We start from the raw sequence: 17,281 nt of genomic DNA on the forward strand, positions 1-17,281 counted from the left end.
GCCATCTGGCCGCGTTCTGGCTGGTCGCGCGGGGCCGGAACGTAGACGTCCGTCAACTGAACGCCGTAGGCGGTCACCCACACGGCGTTCGACGCGTCCGCACGGGTGACGCGGCGGCCCTTCGGGGCGCGCCGTGTCCGTTTCCTTCAAGACCCCGCGCCCGCTGCCTTCCTACGCTGCGGGGCATGAACAGCACACCGATCCCGCGCTTCGACCTCATCGGCCTCGTCGTCTCCGACATGGCCGCCTCCCTCGCCTTCTACCGGCGGCTCGGCCTGCGCTTCCCCGAGGACGCCGAGAGCGCCCCGCACGTCGAGGCGCAGATCCTCGGCGGTCTGCGCATCGCCTTCGACACCGAGGCGACCGTCCGCTCCTTCGCCCCGGACTGGCAGCCGGGCAGCGGCGGCCGGATCGGGCTCGCCTTCCTCTGCGCCTCCCCGGAGGCCGTCGACGCCTCGTACGCGGAGCTGACGGGCGCCGGTTACGGGAGCGAGCTGAAGCCGTTCGACGCGCCCTGGGGGCAGCGGTACGCCACCGTGCTCGACCCCGACGGCAACGGCGTCGACCTCTTCGCGCCGCTGGACCACATCCCCGTCCAGTAGCGCGCCGAGCGTCATCCCGGTCAACTCCCGCACGTCGCGCGCGAGATGGGCCTGGTCGGCGAAGCCCGCCTCGGCCGCCGTCGACGCGTACGACAGGCCGGCGCGGGCCAGCGCGAGCGCCCGCTGGAGCCGCAGCACGCGGGCCAGCGTCTTGGGTCCGTAGCCGAACGCGGCCAGCGAACGGCGGTGCAGGGTGCGGGCGTTGAGCCCCACCCGCGCGGCGGTCCCGGCGACCGGCAGGCCCGCGGCCAGGCAGCGGACGACCTCGGCGATGAGCGGGTCGGGCGGCGGGGCGGCGGCGGCGCGCTCCACGGCGACGGCTTCCAGGGCGGCCATGGGGTCGCGCGCGGCCGCCACCCGCCCGGCGAGTCCGCGGACCTCGGCCGGGCTCCACAGGTCGGCCAACTCCACCCGCTGGTCCCGCAGTTCATGGGCGGGGACGCCGAGGAGGGCGGGGGCGGCGCCGGGGTGGAAGCGGATGCCGGTGTAGCGGCCGTCGGACTCCGCGGCGTCGGGGACGTAGGCGCGGGTGTCGGGGCCCGCGACGAGGAGCCGCCCCTCCTTCCACAGGAGGTCCATGCAGCCGTCCGGGAGCACGGGGCGGACGGTGTCGCCGCCGCCGGGGGACGGGGCGCGGGTCCACAGGACCGCGCCGGTCAGCCGGGAGGGCCGCTCGTGATAGAGCGCGGTGTGCTGGTCGGCCACGCCACTCAGGCTACGCCGCCGCGCCCGCGGTGCTCCTGGGGGCTGACCCCGTAGACCCGCTTGAAGGCGCCGGAGAGCGCGAAGGCGCTGCCGTAGCCCACCTTGCGGGCGACGGCGGCGATGGTCAGCCCGCTGTCGCGCAGCAGGTCGGCGGCGAGCGCGAGCCGCCAGTTCGTCAGGTACGTCATCGGGGGCTCTCCCACGAGTCCGGTGAACCGCCGGGCGAGCGCGGCCCGGGAGACGCCCGCCCCCACCGCGAGGTCCGCGATCGTCCAGGGGTGCGCCGGATCGTCCTGGAGCAGCCGCAGGGCACGGCCCACGACGGGGTCGCCCATCGCCCGGTACCAGGCGGGCGCCTCGGCCTCGGGCCGCGAGAACCAGGCCCGCAGGGCGGCTATGAGCAGCAGGTCGAGGAGGCGGTCGAGGACGACCTCCTGGCCGGGGTCGGCGCGGCTGATCTCCTCGGCGAGCAGCGGGGTGAGCGGGCAGTCCCACACCTCGGTGGGCAGCACGAGGAGGGGCGGCAGCGCGTCGAGGAGGCGTCCGGTGAGCTCGCCCCGCATCTGGTAGGTGCCGATCAGCATTTCCACGGAGCCGTCGCGGGACTCGCCCCAGGCGCGGAGCCCCAGGTCGGTGTAGCGGGCGACGGGGGCGCCGTCCAGCGGCACGCAGTGCTGGCCGGGGCGGATCTCGGCGAAGGGGGCGGTGTCCCGTTCGCCCGCGCAGGTGTAGTGGTCGGGGCCGCGGGCGATGGCGACGTCGCCGGGGTGGACGCGCCGGGCGGGCGTGCCGTCCTCGGGGCGGAGCCAGGCGGAGCCGCGCACCATGACCATGACGGAGAGGGGGGCCTCGTCCGCGATGCGCACGGACCAGGGCGGGTCGAACAGCGCCCGGATCATGAAGGCGCCGCGCGCCCTCGGGCCCTCCAGCAAGCCTGCCAGCACGTCCATGGCGGCAGCGTAGACGCAGGCGTATGACCATGAGCTTCTCGGCGATGGTCCGGGGGCGGGCGGGCCGGTTGACTGAACGCATGACGACGGACACGGACAGGACGCGCACGAACATGACGAACACGGACATACGGACGGTGCTGGTGACGGGGGCGACCGGGCGGGTGGGCCGCCGGGTCGTGGAGTCCGCGGAGGCGGCCGGGCTCACGGTCAGGGCGGCCTCGCGGAACGGGGCGGTGCGGTTCGACTGGGCGGACCGGTCGACGTGGGCGGACGCCCTGCGGGGCGCCGACGCGGCGCACATCGCGTATCTGCCGGACGTCGGGGCGCCCGGAGCGGCCGAGGCGGTGGGCGCGTTCGCGCGACTCGCCGTCGAACTCGGGGTGGGGCGGCTGACCCTGCTGTCGGCGCGCGGCGAGGACCAGGCGCACGCGACGGAGCGGGTGGTGCGGGAGTCGGGGGCGCGCTGGACGGTCGTCCGGGCGTCGTGGTTCGCGCAGAACCTGAGCGAGGGCCCGCTGCTCGACGGCGTGCGCGGCGGGGAGCTGGTGTTCCCCGCGGGCGAGGTGCTCGAACCCTTCATCGACACGCGGGACGTCGCGGACGTGGTGGTGGCGGCCCTGACGGGCGGCGACCGCTGCGCGGACCGCGTCCTCGACATCACGGGCCCGCGGCTGCTGTCCTTCCGCGACGCGGTCGGGGAGATCTCGGCGGTCACGGGGCGGGACATCGCGTACGTGCCGGTGTCGGCGAAGGAGTACGGGGCCGCGCTCGCCGGCTTCGGTGTCCCGCCGGGGGAGGCGGAGTTCCTGGTGGAACTCTTCGAGACGAACCTCGACGGGCGCAACGCGAGCCTCTCCGAGGGGGTGCGGGAGGTCCTCGGGCGCGCTCCGCGGGACTTCGCGGACTTCGCCCGCGAGTCGGCCGGCGCCTGGCGGTAGCCGCCCCGGCGGGGCGAAGCCGCGCGGGGCCCGAAGCGCACCCGGGCCCGGGGCGCACCTCGCGGGGCGCAGCCCGGGCCCCGCTCCTCGAACGCCGGAGCGGCTGGAATTCCCCGCCCGGAGCGTTGCGGGTCCGGGCGGAGAAGAACAAGCCCGTCCGGCGATGGAGGACGCGCTCGGCGCAGCCGGCGATCCACGGGCCGCCGACCTACTCCGGAGGAGGCTGGTCGCCGTTCTTCTTCGCGTGCGTGCGCAGGCGGGACGTCACGTCGTCCGGGGGGAGGAAGCGGGACCAGCGTTCGGGGAACTCCGAGGGCATCTCGGGGTCGTCGGGGTCCGGCATGGCCTCGCGGGCCGCCGCCGCGCGGGCCACCACCTCCGCGGCCTGGGCCTCCCTTATGCGGTCGTTGGCGGCGCGCGCCGCGGCCGTGGCGACGGAGGGCCAGACGCGGTCGATCGCCGCGTTTACGGCGGCGCCCACCAGGACCGCGAAGGCGGAGACGCCGATCCAGAGCAGGACGGCGACCGGAGCCGCGAGGGAGCCGTAGATCGTCGGCCCCTCCACCGTGCTGGTGAGGTAGATCCGGAGCAGGAAGCTGCCGAGCACCCACATCGCGAGGGCGATCAGCGCGCCCGGCATGTCCTCCACCCACGGCGACCGCACCGGCACGGACACGTGGTACAGGGTCGTCAGGAAGACGATGGAGAGGAGGACGACGACCGGCCAGTAGAGGATCTGGACGACCGTCGTGGAACCGGGCAGGAGGTCCACCACGGCGTCGGGCCCCGCCACCATCAGCGGCAGCGCGACCGAGCCGATCAGCAGCGCCACGATGAACAGGCCGAACGCGAGGATGCGGGTCTTGACGATGCCGCGCACGCCGTCCAGGCCGTACATGACGGTGATCGTGTCGATGAAGACGTTCACGGCGCGCGAGCCCGACCAGAGGGCGAAGAGGAAGCCGATGGAGATGACGTCCGGTCGGCTGATCTTGAGGACGTCCTCCAGTATCGGCTGGGCGATCTGTTTGACCCCCCGGTCGGACAGAACCGTGCGGGACGCCTCCAGGATGTTGTTCTGGACGCTGGCGATGGTGTTCGCGCCCGTCCACCCGTCGACGTACGCGAGCAGCCCGATGAGGCTCAGGAGCAGCGGCGGCACGGAGAGCAGCGTGAAGAACGCCGCCTCGGCCGCGAGCCCCAGGATGCGGTACTCGATGCACGAGTTGACGGTGTCCTTGAGCAGCAGCCAGGCGGTCCTGCGCTTGGAGACGTTGCGATACAGAGCGCGGGCCCGGTTCCAGCGCCCCGCGGGCCGCCCGGGTGTTTCTTTTGCCTGGTGCACCTCCTTACCGTAGCGGCATGGCAGCCACCACCCACACAGTGACCAACCAGGCTCCGCCCCTGGTGGGATATGACGTATTCGCGTCGGACCGGGCCCTCGTGGAGGGCGTGGAGCGGCATCTGGACCCGGCGCTCCTCGACACGGCCCGCGACGAGCTCTCGCTGCTCGGCCGCAGCGCGGGTTCGGCCCAGGCGCAGGAGTGGGGGGCGCTGGCCAACGAGAACCCTCCCGTGCTCCGCACGCACGACCGGTACGGCCACCGGATCGACGAGGTCGACTTCCATCCGTCCTGGCACCGCTTGCTCGGCAAGGCGGTCGGCGCGGGCCTGACCGCCGCCTGGGCGCGGCCCGGCGGGCATGTGCGCAGGGCGGCCGGGTTCCTGGTCTGGTCGCAGACCGAGGGCGGGCACGGCTGTCCGGTCTCCATGACGCACGCGGCGGTGCCCGCGCTCCGCGCCGACCCGGAACTCGCCGCCGAGTGGGAGCCGCGCCTGACCTCGACCGTCTACGACCAGGGGCTCCGCCCGGCGTCGCAGAAGGCCGGGGCCATCTTCGGGATGGGCATGACGGAGAAACAGGGCGGAAGCGACGTCAGGGCCAACACGACCCGCGCGCGTGCCCTGTCCGAGGACGGGACGTACGAGCTGACGGGCCACAAGTGGTTCTGCTCGGCCCCGATGTCCGACGGCTTCCTGGTGCTCGCCCAGGCCGAACAGGGGCTGACCTGCTTCCTCGTGCCGCGCGTCCTTCAGGACGGCACGCGCAACGTCTTCGCGATCCAGCGCCTCAAGGACAAACTGGGCAACAGGTCCAACGCCTCCGGCGAGGTCGAGTTCGACGGGACGTGGGCGCGCCGGGTCGGCGAGGAGGGGCGCGGGGTGCGCACCATCATCGAGATGGTCGCGGCGACCCGGCTCGACTGCGTGATCGGCTCGTCGGCCCTGATGCGGCGGGCCGTCGTGCAGGCGGTGCACCACGCCACGTACCGGGAGGCGTTCGGCGGCAGGCTCATCGACAAGCCGCTGATGCGCAACGTCCTGGCCGATCTGGCCCTGGAGTCGGAGGCGGCGACGACGCTGGCGATGCGCCTGGCCGCCGCGTACGACGACGGGGGCGAGCAGGAGCGGGCGTTCCTGCGCCTCGCGGTGCCCGCGGCGAAGTACTGGGTGACCAAGCGGTGCACGCCGATGGTCGGGGAGGCCCTGGAGTGCCTGGGCGGCAACGGCTACGTCGAGGAGTCGGGCATGCCCCGGCTGCTGCGCGAGGCGCCCCTGAACTCCATCTGGGAGGGCTCGGGCAACGTCCAGGCCCTCGACGTGCTGCGGGCGTTGCAGCGCGAGCCGCTGGCGCTGAACGCGTTCCTGACGGAGGTCGGCGCGGCGCGCGGCGCCGACCACCGCCTGGACGGCGCGATCAAGGGCCTGCTGACCGAACTGGCCGACCTGGAGGGCGCGGAGGCGCGGGCCCGGCGGCTGGTGGAGCGCATGGCGCTGGTGCTCCAGGGATCGCTGCTCGTGCGGTACGCGCCCCCGGAGGTCGCCGACGCGTTCTGCGCCTCGCGGCTCGGCGGCGACTGGGGAGCGGCGTTCGGCACGCTGCCGCACACCCTGGACCTGGCCTCGGTGGTGGAGCGGGCCGCGGCCCGCCCTTAGCGTTCGGGAGACGGGGGTGGTGCTGCGCCGACACGGCACCACCCCCGCACTTCAGGCCCCTTGAGGAGCATGAACACCGCACGGGCGGCGTGGCGTACAGACTCGTCGGCCGGGCGGGGCCGCGCCAGGGTTGCAGGAGGTTGCAACGCGCGGCGTCCCAGGAAGTCGATTCATCGTCGAACCATCACGTGACGGCGTCATCACAAGGCACGATGAGGAGATGCCCGGCTCGCCGGCCCGGTGTGAAAGGACTCCGTGGTGATGAACGCCCTCTCGACGATCGACCTCGCACGCATCTCCGCCATGGACCGCGAACACGCCGCGCGGCTCCTGAAGGGCGTGCGGGACGCCACGCTCTCCGGAGCGCGACCGCGCGTCCTGCCCCGCCCCGTGATCGGTGAGTCCTGGGTGCGCATGCTGACCGGGGGCGTCGACCCCGACCGCGGCCACCGGTCGAGTCCGCTGGGCGAGGAGGAGCTGGAACAGCGCAGGCGCGCCTCGCCGCTGGCGGAGGTGCTGCCGGTGGTGCGGCACGCCCTGGTGTCCGTGGCGGACGCCGCGCAGCACATCATGGTGGTCTGCGACGCGGACGGGCGGGTGCTGTGGCGCGAGGGCAACGCGGCCGTGCTCCACCGGGCGGACGCGCTCGGCTTTGCCCCCGGCGCGGACTGGAGCGAGGACGTCGTGGGCACCAACGGCGTCGGCACCCCGCTGGTGGTGCGGCGTCCGGTGCAGGTGTTCTCCGCCGAGCACTTCGTGCGCACCCAGCACGCGTGGACGTGCACGGGCGCCCCGGTGACCGATCCGCGCGACGGCAGGCTGCTCGGTGTGATCGACGTCAGCGGCCCGCTGCGGACCATGCACCCGGCGACGCTCGCCCTGGTCGACTCGGTGGCCAAGCTCGCGGAGGCGCGGCTGCGGGAGGGCCACGAGAGGTCGTTGAACCGGCTGCGGGCGGTGGCGGCCCCCATCCTGTCCCGCCTCGAAGGCCGGGCGCTCGCGGTGGACGTGCACGGCTGGACCGCCGCCGTCACGGGGATGCCTCCCGAGGACCGCCTGGCCCTGCCCAAGTCGCTGATGGCGGGGCGGTCCTGGCTGCCCGCGCTGGGCGTCTGCCGGGTGGAGCCGCTGCCCGGCGGCTGGCTGCTGCGCCCGGAGGCGCCGGGGGACGAGCCGGAGCCGCCCGCCGCCGCCCGGCTCGTCCTCGACGTCAGCGGGGCCCGCCGCTGGACGATCACGGCGCTCGGCGGCGTCCGCGACTGGACGCACGAACTGAGCCCCCGGCACGCCGAACTGCTCTACGTCCTGTCCACGCACCCCAAGGGCCGCAGCGCCTCGGACCTGGCCCGCGACCTCTTCGACGACCCGGCCCGCACGGTGACGGTCCGCGCCGAGCTGTCGCGCGTCCGCCGCTACCTGGGCGCGCTCCTGGAGCACCGGCCCTACCGCTTCCACGAGGACGTCCGGGTCGACGTGGTCCTGCCGGACGACCCGGCCGCCCTGCTGCCGCACTCGACCGCGCCCGCCGTGTGCCGGGCACGCGGCGTGGCGGGCCCCTGAGCGGCCATGATTCGCTGACCCCCATGAGTCTCACTGTCACCACCTGGTCGCTGGAGCAGACCTCCCCGCGCGACCTGCTGCCCGCCGTCGTGCCCGAGGGCGACGTGCGCGTCGTGCGCGCCGACGTGCCCTCGCCCGAGTTCAGCCGCTTCCTCTACGCCTCCGTCGGCGGGGACATCCGCTGGACGGACCGGCTGCCCCTGACCTACGCCGAGTGGGAGAAGCTGCTCGGCCGGCCCGGCGTGGAGACGTGGGTCGCGTACGACAGGGGCACTCCGGCCGGGTACGTGGAGCTGGCGGCGCGCGGCGAGAACGGGGACGGCCCGGAGGGCGTCGTCGAGATCGTCTACTTCGGTCTCCTGCCCGCCTTCCGGGGCCGCAGGATCGGCGGCCACCTCCTCTCCCAGGGGGTCGCGCGCGCCTGGGACCTGGCGGAGCGGTGGCCGGGGCTCGCGCCGACCGAGCGCGTCTGGCTGCACACGTGCTCCAAGGACGGCGAGCACGCCATGGACAACTACCTGCGGCGCGGGTTCCGCCTGTTCGACACCAAGGTCGAGCAGGAGCCCGACGTGCCGAATCCGGGGCCGTGGCCGGGGGCCGCACGGGACTGAAACCCGCCGGCGCGCATGTGACCGACGACACCCTTGTCCGCGATACGGGACAAGGGTGTCCACATTTTGGATAATGCTGGACTGGGCCGAAAGTCCCGTGACACGCTTCCGTCATGGATCGCACTGGAACTGCCTTGGTGAGTCGGCGTCACGTCGACCTCGGCCGCATGTCCAGCGCCATGTGTCCGGCCTGCTGATCGACTCAGCACCGCCGCACGTCTGATCACCGGTCTTCCCTGACTTTCTCCCTGCGCAGCGCCGCGCGCACTTTTCGCATGTGCCGATACCCGCAGGTCAGAGCCGCATTCCCGCTGCCCGAAGGACGTTTTTCCATGCCCGCCACGCCAGAGAAGCCCGCCCCAGCCACGCCCCGCCGCAAGGCGAGCCGTCACCGCGGCGAGGGCCAGTGGGCGGTGGGCCACTTCACGCCGCTCAATGGGAACGAGCAGTTCAAGAAGGACGACGACGGTCTCAATGTGCGGACACGTATTGAGACGGTCTACTCGAAGCGCGGATTCGACTCCATCGACCCGAACGACCTGCGCGGGCGGATGCGTTGGTGGGGCCTGTACACGCAGCGCAAGCCCGGGATCGACGGCGGCAAGACCGCGGTCCTCGCCCCGGAGGAACTGGACGACGAGTACTTCATGCTGCGCGTACGCGTGGACGGCGGACGGCTGACCACCGAGCAGCTGCGCGTCATCGGCGGGATCTCCGAGGAGTTCGCGCGCGGCACCGCCGACCTCACCGACCGGCAGAACGTCCAGTACCACTGGATCCGCATCGAGGACGTGCCCGAGATCTGGCGGCGGCTCGAAGCCGTGGGGCTCCAGACGACCGAGGCCTGCGGCGACACCCCGCGCGTCATCCTCGGCTCCCCCGTGGCGGGCGTCGCCGAGAACGAGATCATCGACGGCTCCCCCGCCATCGACGAGATCCAGCGCCGCTTCATCGGCAACCCGGAGTTCTCCAACCTGCCGCGCAAGTTCAAGACGGCCATCTCCGGCTCCCCGCAGCTCGACGTGGCGCACGAGATCAACGACGTCGCCTTCGTCGGCGTCCACCACCCCGAGCGCGGCCCCGGCTTCGACCTCTGGGTCGGCGGCGGCCTCTCCACCAACCCCAAGCTGGGCGTGCGCCTCGGCGCCTGGGTGGCCCTGGACGACGTGCCCGACGTGTTCGCCGGTGTCATCGGCATCTTCCGCGACTACGGCTACCGCAGGCTCAGGAACCGCGCCCGCCTGAAGTTCCTCGTCGCCGACTGGGGCCCGGAGAAGTTCCGGCAGGTCCTGGAGGACGAGTACCTCGGGCGGAAGCTCGCCGACGGGCCCGCGCCCGAGCAGCCCGCGGGCGTCTGGCGCGACCACCTCGGCGTGCACCGGCAGAAGGACGGCCGCTTCTACGTGGGCTTCGCCCCGCGCGTCGGACGCGTGGACGGCGCCACCCTCACGAAGATCGCCGACGTCGCCGAGGCCCATGGCTCCGGCCGCCTGCGCACCACCGCCGAGCAGAAGATGATCGTGCTCGACGTCGAGCAGGAGCAGGTGGACTCGCTCGTCTCCGCACTCGAAGCGCTCGACCTGCGGGTCAACGCCTCGCCGTTCCGGCGCGGCACCATGGCCTGCACCGGCATCGAGTTCTGCAAGCTCGCCATCGTCGAGACCAAGGCGCGCGGCGCCTCGCTCATCGACGAACTGGAGCGGCGCGTCCCGGAGTTCGACGAGCCGATCACCATCAACCTCAACGGCTGCCCGAACGCCTGCGCCCGCATCCAGGTCGCCGACATCGGCCTCAAGGGCCAGCTGGTCCTGGACGAGGCGGGCAACCAGGTGGAGGGCTACCAGGTGCACCTGGGCGGCGCCCTCGGGCTCGACGCCGGGTTCGGCCGCAAGGTCCGCGGCCTGAAGGTCACCGCCGACGAGCTGCCCGACTACGTGGAGCGGCTCCTCAAGCGCTTCCAGGCCGAGCGCGAGGACGGCGAGCGGTTCGCCGTCTGGGCCGCCCGCGCCGGCGAGGAGGCCCTCAAGTGAGCGAGCGCGCGGCGCCCTTCCACTGCCCCTACTGCGGCGACGAGGACCTGCGCCCGAACGAGACCGGCCACGGCGCGTGGGAGTGCGGGGCCTGCAACCGGGCCTTCCAGCTGAAGTTCCTCGGGCTGCTCGCCCGGGGCGTCCGGCACGACGACGGTGGAGGGGAACGGATATGACGACCGCTCAGACCCCGGGCGTCCGTACGGACGACGAGCTGAAGGCCCTCGCCGAGCAGGCCGGGCGCGACCTGGAGGACGCCTCCGCCCTGGAGATCCTGACGTGGGCCGCGAAGACCTTCGGGCCCCGGTTCTGCGTGACCTCCTCCATGGAGGACGCGGTCGTCGCCCACCTCGCCTCGCGGGCCATGCCCGGCGTGGACGTCGTCTTCCTCGACACGGGCTACCACTTCCCCGAGACCATCGGCACCCGCGACGCCGTCGAGGCCGTGATGGACGTCAACGTCATCACCCTCACACCCCGGCGGACCGTGGCCGAGCAGGACGCGGAGCACGGCCCGAAGCTGCACGACCGCGACCCCGACCTGTGCTGCAAGCTGCGCAAGGTGCAACCCCTCGAAGAGGGCCTGACCGGATACGCGGCCTGGGCGACCGGGTTGCGCCGCGACGAGTCGCCGACCCGCGCCGACACCCCGGTCGTCGGCTGGGACGAGAAGCGGCGGAAGGTCAAGGTCTCGCCGATCGCCCGCTGGACGCAGGACGACGTCGACGCGTACGTGGACGAGCACGGCGTCCTCACCAACCCGCTCCTGATGGACGGCTACGGCTCGGTGGGCTGCGCCCCCTGCACCCGCCGTCTTCTTGAGGGTGAGGACGCGCGGGCGGGACGCTGGTCCGGCAACGCCAAGACCGAGTGCGGCATCCACGGATGACCGCGGGACAGCAGATTCAGGAGAGTGACGTGACCGGAGCCACCGTCTGGCTCACCGGCCTGCCCAGCGCCGGCAAGACGACCATCGCCCGTGAGCTGGCGGGCCTGCTGCGCGCCCGGGGCCGCCGCGTCGAGGTGCTCGACGGCGACGAGATCCGCGAGTTCCTCTCGGCGGGCCTCGGCTTCAGCCGCGAGGACCGGCACACCAACGTGCAGCGCATCGGCTTCGTCGCCGAACTCCTCGCCCGCAACGGCGTCCTGGCGCTCGTCCCGGTCATCGCGCCCTTCACGGACAGCCGCGAGGCGGTGCGCAAGCGCCACCAGACCCACGGCACCCCGTACCTGGAGGTGCACGTGGCGACGCCGGTCGAGGTCTGCTCCGTACGCGATGTGAAGGGCCTGTACGCCAAGCAGGCGGCGGGCGAGATCTCCGGGCTCACCGGGGTCGACGACCCGTACGAGGAGCCCGAGTCGCCCGACCTGCGCATCGAATCGCAGGACCAGACGGTGCCGGAGTCCGCCGCGGCCCTGCACGCTCTGCTCACCGAAAGGGGTCTGGCATGACCACCGTGGCCACCGTGACCGACGAGGGCACGACCAGCCCCTACGCGCTCAGCCACCTGGACGCCCTGGAGTCCGAGGCGGTGCACATCTTCCGCGAGGTCGCGGGCGAGTTCGAGCGGCCGGTGATCCTCTTCTCCGGCGGCAAGGACTCGATCCTGATGCTGCACCTCGCGCTGAAGGCGTTCGCGCCCGCCGCCGTCCCCTTCTCGCTCCTGCACGTGGACACCGGGCACAACTTCCCCGAGGTCATCGAGTACCGCGACCGCGTGGTGGCCCGGCACGGGCTGCGGCTGCACGTCGCCTCCGTGCAGGAGTACATCGACGCGGGCAAGCTGCGCGAGCGCCCCGACGGCACCCGCAACCCGCTCCAGACGGTGCCGCTCACCGAGAAGATCCAGAGCGAGCGGTTCGACGCGGTCTTCGGCGGCGGACGCCGCGACGAGGAGAAGGCGCGCGCCAAGGAGCGGGTGTTCTCGCTGCGCGACGAGTTCTCGCAGTGGGACCCGCGCCGCCAGCGCCCCGAGCTGTGGCAGCTCTACAACGGCCGGCACGCCCCCGGCGAGCACGTGCGCGTCTTCCCGCTCTCCAACTGGACCGAGCTGGACGTGTGGCAGTACATCGCCCGCGAGGGCATCGAGCTCCCGCAGATCTACTTCGCGCACGAGCGCGAGGTCTTCCAGCGGTCCGGCATGTGGCTGACCGCCGGCGACTGGGGCGGCCCCAAGGACGACGAGACCGTCCAGAAGCGGCTCGTGCGCTACCGCACGGTCGGTGACATGTCCTGCACCGGCGCCGTCGACTCCGACGCGACGACGCTGGACGCCGTCATCGCCGAGATCGCCGCGTCCCGCCTCACCGAGCGCGGGGCGACCCGGGCCGACGACAAGCTCTCCGAGGCCGCGATGGAAGACCGCAAGCGCGAGGGGTACTTCTAACCATGAGCAACACCACCGCCGTGACCGAGCAGTTCGCCGATCTGTCGGCCACCACCCTGCTGCGGTTCGCCACCGCCGGTTCCGTCGACGACGGCAAGTCCACCCTGGTGGGCCGGCTCCTGCACGACTCCAAGTCGGTCCTCACCGACCAGCTCGAAGCCGTCGCGCGGGCCTCGGCCGGCCGCGGGGCCGACGCCCCCGACCTGGCACTGCTCACCGACGGCCTGCGGGCCGAGCGCGAGCAGGGCATCACCATCGACGTGGCCTACCGCTACTTCGCCACCCCCAGGCGCCGGTTCATCCTCGCCGACACCCCGGGGCACGTGCAGTACACGCGGAACATGGTCACCGGCGCCTCGACGGCCGACCTCGCCGTGGTCCTCGTCGACGCCCGCAACGGCGTCATCGAGCAGACCCGCAGGCACGCCGCGGTCGCCGCGCTCCTGCGCGTCCCGCACGTCGTGCTCGCCGTGAACAAGATGGACCTGGTCGCCTACGACGAGAGGGTCTTCGCCCGGATCGCCGAGGAGTTCACCGCGTACGCCGCAGAGCTGGGCGTCCCGGAGATCACCGCCATCCCGATCTCCGCGCTGGCCGGTGACAATGTCGTCGAACCGTCCTCCAACATGGACTGGTACGGCGGCCCGACCGTCCTCGAACACCTGGAGACGGTCCCGGTCAGCCACGACCTGGCGACCTGCCACGCGCGCTTTCCCGTGCAGTACGTGATCCGCCCGCAGACCGCCGAGCACCCCGACTACCGCGGCTACGCGGGCCAGATCGCGGCCGGCGCCTTCCGCGTGGGCGAGTCCGTGACGGTCCTGCCGTCGGGCCGCAGCTCGAAGATCGCCGGGATCGACCTGCTCGGCGAGGCGGTGGACGTGGCGTGGACGCCGCAGTCCATCACGCTGCTCCTGGAGGACGACATCGACATCGCGCGCGGCGACCTGATCGTGCCGAGCGCGGACGTGCCGCCGTCCACGCAGGACATCCAGGCCACCGTCTGCCATGTCGCGGACGCGCCGCTCAGCGTCGGTCAGCGGGTGCTGCTCAAGCACACCACCCGCACGGTCAAGGCGATCGTCAAGGAGATCCCCTCCCGGCTCACCCTCGACGACCTCTCCCAGCACCCGGCCCCCGGCCGACTGGTCGCCAACGACATCGGGCGCGTCCTGGTGCGCACCGCCGAGCCGCTCGCACTCGACGCGTACGCGGACTCCCGGCGCACCGGCTCGTTCCTGCTGATCGACCCGGCGGACGGCACGACGCTCGCGGCCGGCATGGCGGGCACCGCCTTCGCCGCGCCGGACTCCGACGAGGCGGCGGCCGCGGCCCCGGCCCCGGCGGACGACGAGGGCTGGGACTTCTGACCATGTCCCGCGTCGACGTGTTCGCGACGTTCGCGAAGGAGGGCGGCCGCTTCGGCAGCGGCGCCCTCCGCTGGGGGTCCCCCCGAACGGAGTTCGGGGGGGGCCAGGGAGGCGTCGCCCGATGTGCGCGATGACGTACGCGCACCGCTCGCGCGCCCACCGCACCGCCCTCCGAAGACGTATACCGCCGAGAGCCCCGGCCACGCCCTGACGGCGTGAGCGCCGGGCCGACGAGAGGATGCCCTCCCGTGCCAGCCCGCCCCACCCCCCGCGCCACAGGACACCACCGCGCCGCCGGCCGCCGCACCCGCGCGGCCCTCGCCGCCCTGCCCCTGCTCGCCCTCGCCCTGTCCGCCTGCGGCTACGGCTCGCAGGCGGACGAGCAGAGCGGCGGCCGGACGAAGATCGCCGCGGGGGCGAAGAAGATCGACGGCCTGGACAGCGTGCGGATCGGGTACTTCCCGAACCTCACCCACGCCACCGCGCTCGTCGGCAACCGCGAAGGCATCCTGCAGAAGGAGCTGGGCGGCACCGAGGCGAAGTACTCCCAGTTCAACGCCGGCCCCTCGGAGATCGAGGCGCTGAACGCGGGCTCGATCGACATCGGCTGGATCGGCCCCTCGCCGGCCATCAACGGCTACACCAAGTCGCAGGGGAAGAACCTGCGCATCATCGGCGGCTCCGCCTCCGGCGGCGTGAAGCTCGTGGTGAACCCCGAGAAGATCAGGACCCAGAGCGACGTCAAGGGCAAGAAGATCGCGACGCCGCAGCTCGGCAACACCCAGGACGTCGCCTTCCTGCACTGGATCGCGCGGAAGGGCTGGAAGGTCGACGCGCAGAGCGGCAAGGGCGACGTCTCCGTCGTCCGCACGGACAACAAGATCACCCCGGACGCCTACAAGTCCGGCTCGATCGACGGCGCCTGGGTGCCCGAGCCGACCGCGTCCAAGCTGGTCGCCGAGGGCGGCAAGGTCCTCCTCGACGAGGCCGACCTGTGGCCGGACAAGAAGTTCGTGATCACGAACATCATCGTGCGGCAGGAGTTCCTCAAGGAGCACCCGAAGGTCGTCGAGGCCGTCCTGCGCGGCTCGGTGAAGACCAACGCCTTCATCGGGAAGAATCCGGCGAAGGCCAAGGCCGCCGCCAACGCCCAGCTCAAGGCGGACACCGGCAAGGCCCTGCCCGCCGAGGTGCTCGACCCGGCCTGGGCGTCCATCCGGGCCACCGACGACCCGCTGGCCGCCACGCTCGACGCCGAGGCGGACCACGCGGTCGACGCGGGCCTCCTGGAGAAGCCCGACCTCAAGGGCATCTACGACCTCGGTCCGCTGAACAAGGTCCTCAAGGCCGCGGGTGAGTCCCCGGTCGACGACGCCGGTCTCGGCGTCGAGTAACCACCGAAGACGACCGGTTCCCTGGATTCCCTGGAGGTGACGACCATGGCGACCACCCTCGCCACGGCCGCGGCGGACACCCGCGCCGCGGCCACGCACGCCGCCCGTATCGAGCACGTCTCCAAGCGGTTCGACGGGCCCGCGGGCCCCCAGCTCGTCCTGGACGACATCACCCTCGATGTCGCGCCCGGCGAGTTCGTGACGCTGCTCGGCGCCTCGGGCTGCGGCAAGTCGACGCTGCTCAACCTCGTGGCCGGGCTCGACAAGCCCTCGGCCGGGACCATCGCGACCGACGGCCGCCCGGCCCTGATGTTCCAGGAGCACGCCCTCTTCCCGTGGCTGACCGCGGGCAAGAACATCGAGCTGGCCCTGAAGCTGCGCGGCGTGCCGAAGGCGGAGCGCCGCCCGCGCGCCGAGGAACTGCTCGAACTCGTCCGGCTGCACGGGGCGTACGGCAAGCGGGTGCACGAGCTGTCGGGCGGCATGCGCCAGCGTGTGGCCCTGGCCCGGGCGCTCGCCCAGGACAGCCAACTGCTGCTCATGGACGAGCCCTTCGCGGCCCTGGACGCCATCACGCGCGACGTGCTGCACGACGAGCTGACCCGCGTCTGGCGCGAGACGAACGTCTCCGTCCTCTTCGTCACGCACAACGTCCGCGAGGCCGTGCGCCTCGCCCAGCGCGTCGTGCTCCTCTCGTCGCGCCCCGGCCGGGTGGCGCACGAGTGGCGGGTCGACATCCCCCACCCGCGCCGCATCGAGGACTCCGCCGTGGCGGAACTCTCGCTGGAGATCACCGAACAACTGCGTGGGGAGATCCGCCGACATGGCCAGCACTGAGACGACCGGCGTCACCAAGACGCCCGGCGACGGCCAAGACCTCGCGGGTCTGGAGGCGGGCCTCGACGCCCTGGAGTCCCAGGCCGGCCCCGCCCGCACCCCGGTGCGCCAGGTCCTCGTGCAGAAGGTGCTGCCGCCGCTGACCGCCGTCCTGCTCGTCCTCGTGGTCTGGCAGGCGCTGGTCTCCTCCGGGATCGTGGACGACCCGAGCAAGCTGCCCGCGCCGTCCGCGGTCTGGGACGAGGTCCGCGAGGCCTGGCTCCAGGGCACGCTCCTCGACTACATCTGGACGTCCGTCTCGCGCGGTCTCCTCGGCTTCCTGCTCGCCCTCGTGATCGGCACACCGCTCGGCCTGGTCGTGGCCCGGGTGCGGTTCATCAGGGCGGCCATCGGCCCGATCCTCTCCGGCCTCCAGTCACTGCCCTCGGTGGCGTGGGTGCCGCCGGCCGTGCTCTGGCTGGGCCTGGAGAACCGGATGATGTACGCGGTGATCCTGCTCGGCGCCGTCCCCTCCATCGCCAACGGCCTGGTCTCCGGCGTCGACCAGGTGCCCCCGCTGTTCCTGCGCGCGGGCCGCACGCTCGGCGCGACGGGGCTGCGGCACACCTGGCACATCGTGCTCCCGGCCGCGCTGCCCGGCTATCTCGCGGGGCTCAAGCAGGGCTGGGCGTTCTCCTGGCGTTCGCTGATGGCCGCCGAGATCATCGCGTCCTCGCCCGAGCTGGGCATCGGACTCGGCCAGTTGCTGGAGAACGGCCGCAACGCCAGCTCGATGCCCATGATCTTCCTGGCCATCCTGCTCATCCTCGTCGTCGGCATCGCCATCGACCTGCTGATCTTCAGCCCACTGGAGCGGCGGGTCCTGCGCAGCCGCGGACTCCTCGTGCGGAGCTGACC

At 72.7% G+C, this 17,281-nt stretch carries 17 protein-coding genes and 1 pseudogene; 15 read left to right on the top strand and 3 right to left on the bottom strand.

Annotated elements, in window-relative coordinates:
- The first annotated feature begins 185 nt into the window (after positions 1 to 185).
- The gene (locus DCW30_RS26390) at positions 186 to 602 is read left to right on the top strand and encodes a VOC family protein (RefSeq protein ID WP_076683958.1); all 417 of its coding nucleotides are present in this window, start codon (positions 186 to 188) and stop codon (positions 600 to 602) included.
- Here DCW30_RS26390 and DCW30_RS26395 read toward each other — a convergent pair.
- Positions 591 to 1,307 (bottom strand): annotated as a pseudogene (locus DCW30_RS26395) (helix-turn-helix domain-containing protein); the annotation flags it as partial. The gene DCW30_RS26390 and the pseudogene DCW30_RS26395 overlap by 12 nt on opposite strands.
- 5 nt (positions 1,308 to 1,312) lie before the next feature.
- Complete coding sequence (locus DCW30_RS26400; RefSeq protein ID WP_062775359.1) at positions 1,313 to 2,257, bottom strand: AraC family transcriptional regulator; 945 nt, start codon at positions 2,255 to 2,257, stop codon at positions 1,313 to 1,315.
- Positions 2,258 to 2,337: 80 nt separating this feature from the next.
- Between DCW30_RS26400 and DCW30_RS26405 the strand changes: the two genes are divergently transcribed.
- Positions 2,338 to 3,198, top strand: coding sequence for an NAD(P)H-binding protein (locus DCW30_RS26405; RefSeq protein WP_237283366.1), 861 nt, complete (start codon positions 2,338 to 2,340; stop codon positions 3,196 to 3,198).
- A 208-nt stretch (positions 3,199 to 3,406) separates the two neighbouring features.
- Here DCW30_RS26405 and DCW30_RS26410 read toward each other — a convergent pair whose 3' ends face one another.
- Positions 3,407 to 4,543 carry a YihY/virulence factor BrkB family protein gene (locus DCW30_RS26410; RefSeq protein ID WP_062775362.1) on the bottom strand — a complete coding sequence of 379 codons (1,137 nt, stop codon included), beginning with the start codon at positions 4,541 to 4,543 and terminating at the stop codon, positions 3,407 to 3,409.
- Positions 4,544 to 4,560: 17 nt separating this feature from the next.
- On the opposite strand from DCW30_RS26410, the gene DCW30_RS26415 reads away from it, so the two are divergent.
- From DCW30_RS26415 to DCW30_RS26470, 13 genes are all read left to right on the top strand, one after another.
- The gene (locus DCW30_RS26415) at positions 4,561 to 6,195 is read left to right on the top strand and encodes an acyl-CoA dehydrogenase family protein (RefSeq protein ID WP_076683959.1); all 1,635 of its coding nucleotides are present in this window, start codon (positions 4,561 to 4,563) and stop codon (positions 6,193 to 6,195) included.
- 261 nt (positions 6,196 to 6,456) lie between these two features.
- Positions 6,457 to 7,755 (top strand): GAF domain-containing protein, encoded by a 1,299-nt coding sequence (locus DCW30_RS26420; protein ID WP_076683960.1) that lies wholly within the window; start codon positions 6,457 to 6,459, stop codon positions 7,753 to 7,755.
- A gap of 23 nt (positions 7,756 to 7,778) precedes the next feature.
- A complete protein-coding gene (locus tag DCW30_RS26425) occupies positions 7,779 to 8,366 on the top strand; it encodes a GNAT family N-acetyltransferase (protein ID WP_062775371.1) in 588 nt (195 codons plus the stop codon).
- Positions 8,367 to 8,479: 113 nt separating this feature from the next.
- Positions 8,480 to 8,563 (top strand): putative leader peptide, encoded by an 84-nt coding sequence (locus DCW30_RS38130; protein WP_324611535.1) that lies wholly within the window; start codon positions 8,480 to 8,482, stop codon positions 8,561 to 8,563.
- 135 nt (positions 8,564 to 8,698) lie between these two features.
- Positions 8,699 to 10,396, top strand: coding sequence for a nitrite/sulfite reductase (locus tag DCW30_RS26430; RefSeq protein ID WP_076683961.1), 1,698 nt, complete (start codon positions 8,699 to 8,701; stop codon positions 10,394 to 10,396).
- Complete coding sequence (locus DCW30_RS26435; RefSeq protein ID WP_062775376.1) at positions 10,393 to 10,572, top strand: hypothetical protein; 180 nt, start codon at positions 10,393 to 10,395, stop codon at positions 10,570 to 10,572. The genes DCW30_RS26430 and DCW30_RS26435 overlap by 4 nt, the downstream gene beginning before the upstream one ends.
- On the top strand, positions 10,569 to 11,285 hold the full coding sequence (locus tag DCW30_RS26440) for a phosphoadenylyl-sulfate reductase (protein WP_076683962.1): 717 nt from the start codon (positions 10,569 to 10,571) through the stop codon (positions 11,283 to 11,285). The genes DCW30_RS26435 and DCW30_RS26440 overlap by 4 nt, the downstream gene beginning before the upstream one ends.
- Entirely contained in the window at positions 11,282 to 11,848 is a 567-nt protein-coding gene (gene cysC, locus DCW30_RS26445; protein ID WP_076683963.1) for an adenylyl-sulfate kinase, read from the top strand. Before DCW30_RS26440 ends, cysC begins: the two co-directional genes overlap by 4 nt.
- Positions 11,845 to 12,783: a sulfate adenylyltransferase subunit CysD gene (gene cysD / locus DCW30_RS26450; protein WP_076683964.1), complete on the top strand. Its 939-nt coding sequence runs from the start codon at positions 11,845 to 11,847 to the stop codon at positions 12,781 to 12,783. The genes cysC and cysD overlap by 4 nt, the downstream gene beginning before the upstream one ends.
- Before the next feature lie 2 nt (positions 12,784 to 12,785).
- The gene (locus DCW30_RS26455) at positions 12,786 to 14,153 is read left to right on the top strand and encodes a sulfate adenylyltransferase subunit 1 (RefSeq protein WP_076683965.1); all 1,368 of its coding nucleotides are present in this window, start codon (positions 12,786 to 12,788) and stop codon (positions 14,151 to 14,153) included.
- A 248-nt stretch (positions 14,154 to 14,401) separates the two neighbouring features.
- The gene (locus DCW30_RS26460) at positions 14,402 to 15,547 is read left to right on the top strand and encodes an ABC transporter substrate-binding protein (protein WP_076683966.1); all 1,146 of its coding nucleotides are present in this window, start codon (positions 14,402 to 14,404) and stop codon (positions 15,545 to 15,547) included.
- Between the two features lie 45 nt (positions 15,548 to 15,592).
- On the top strand, positions 15,593 to 16,384 hold the full coding sequence (locus DCW30_RS26465; protein ID WP_076683967.1) for an ABC transporter ATP-binding protein: 792 nt from the start codon (positions 15,593 to 15,595) through the stop codon (positions 16,382 to 16,384).
- Positions 16,371 to 17,279, top strand: a complete 909-nt coding sequence (locus tag DCW30_RS26470) for an ABC transporter permease (RefSeq protein ID WP_076683968.1) — start codon at positions 16,371 to 16,373, stop codon at positions 17,277 to 17,279. Before DCW30_RS26465 ends, DCW30_RS26470 begins: the two co-directional genes overlap by 14 nt.
- Positions 17,280 to 17,281: the final 2 nt, after the last annotated feature.

It is taken from the genome of Streptomyces alfalfae (genome assembly GCF_004127445.1).
Taxonomy (GTDB): Bacteria; Actinomycetota; Actinomycetes; order Streptomycetales; family Streptomycetaceae; genus Streptomyces; species Streptomyces alfalfae.

Excerpts from the sequence above, each read along its gene's own strand:
- DCW30_RS26390 (WP_076683958.1), top strand. The coding sequence starts at position 186 with ATGAACAGCACACCGATCCCGCGCTTCGACCTCATCGGCCTCGTCGTC.
- DCW30_RS26420 (WP_076683960.1), top strand. The coding sequence starts at position 6,457 with ATGAACGCCCTCTCGACGATCGACCTCGCACGCATCTCCGCCATGGAC.
- cysD (WP_076683964.1), top strand. The coding sequence starts at position 11,845 with ATGACCACCGTGGCCACCGTGACCGACGAGGGCACGACCAGCCCCTAC.
- DCW30_RS26405 (WP_237283366.1), top strand. The coding sequence starts at position 2,338 with ATGACGACGGACACGGACAGGACGCGCACGAACATGACGAACACGGAC.
- cysC (WP_076683963.1), top strand. The coding sequence starts at position 11,282 with ATGACCGCGGGACAGCAGATTCAGGAGAGTGACGTGACCGGAGCCACC.
- DCW30_RS26400 (WP_062775359.1), bottom strand. The coding sequence starts at position 2,257 with ATGGACGTGCTGGCAGGCTTGCTGGAGGGCCCGAGGGCGCGCGGCGCC.
- DCW30_RS26430 (WP_076683961.1), top strand. The coding sequence starts at position 8,699 with ATGCCCGCCACGCCAGAGAAGCCCGCCCCAGCCACGCCCCGCCGCAAG.
- DCW30_RS26415 (WP_076683959.1), top strand. The coding sequence starts at position 4,561 with ATGGCAGCCACCACCCACACAGTGACCAACCAGGCTCCGCCCCTGGTG.
- DCW30_RS26425 (WP_062775371.1), top strand. The coding sequence starts at position 7,779 with ATGAGTCTCACTGTCACCACCTGGTCGCTGGAGCAGACCTCCCCGCGC.
- DCW30_RS38130 (WP_324611535.1), top strand. The coding sequence starts at position 8,480 with ATGGATCGCACTGGAACTGCCTTGGTGAGTCGGCGTCACGTCGACCTC.
- DCW30_RS26465 (WP_076683967.1), top strand. The coding sequence starts at position 15,593 with ATGGCGACCACCCTCGCCACGGCCGCGGCGGACACCCGCGCCGCGGCC.
- DCW30_RS26440 (WP_076683962.1), top strand. The coding sequence starts at position 10,569 with ATGACGACCGCTCAGACCCCGGGCGTCCGTACGGACGACGAGCTGAAG.
- DCW30_RS26470 (WP_076683968.1), top strand. The coding sequence starts at position 16,371 with ATGGCCAGCACTGAGACGACCGGCGTCACCAAGACGCCCGGCGACGGC.
- DCW30_RS26455 (WP_076683965.1), top strand. The coding sequence starts at position 12,786 with ATGAGCAACACCACCGCCGTGACCGAGCAGTTCGCCGATCTGTCGGCC.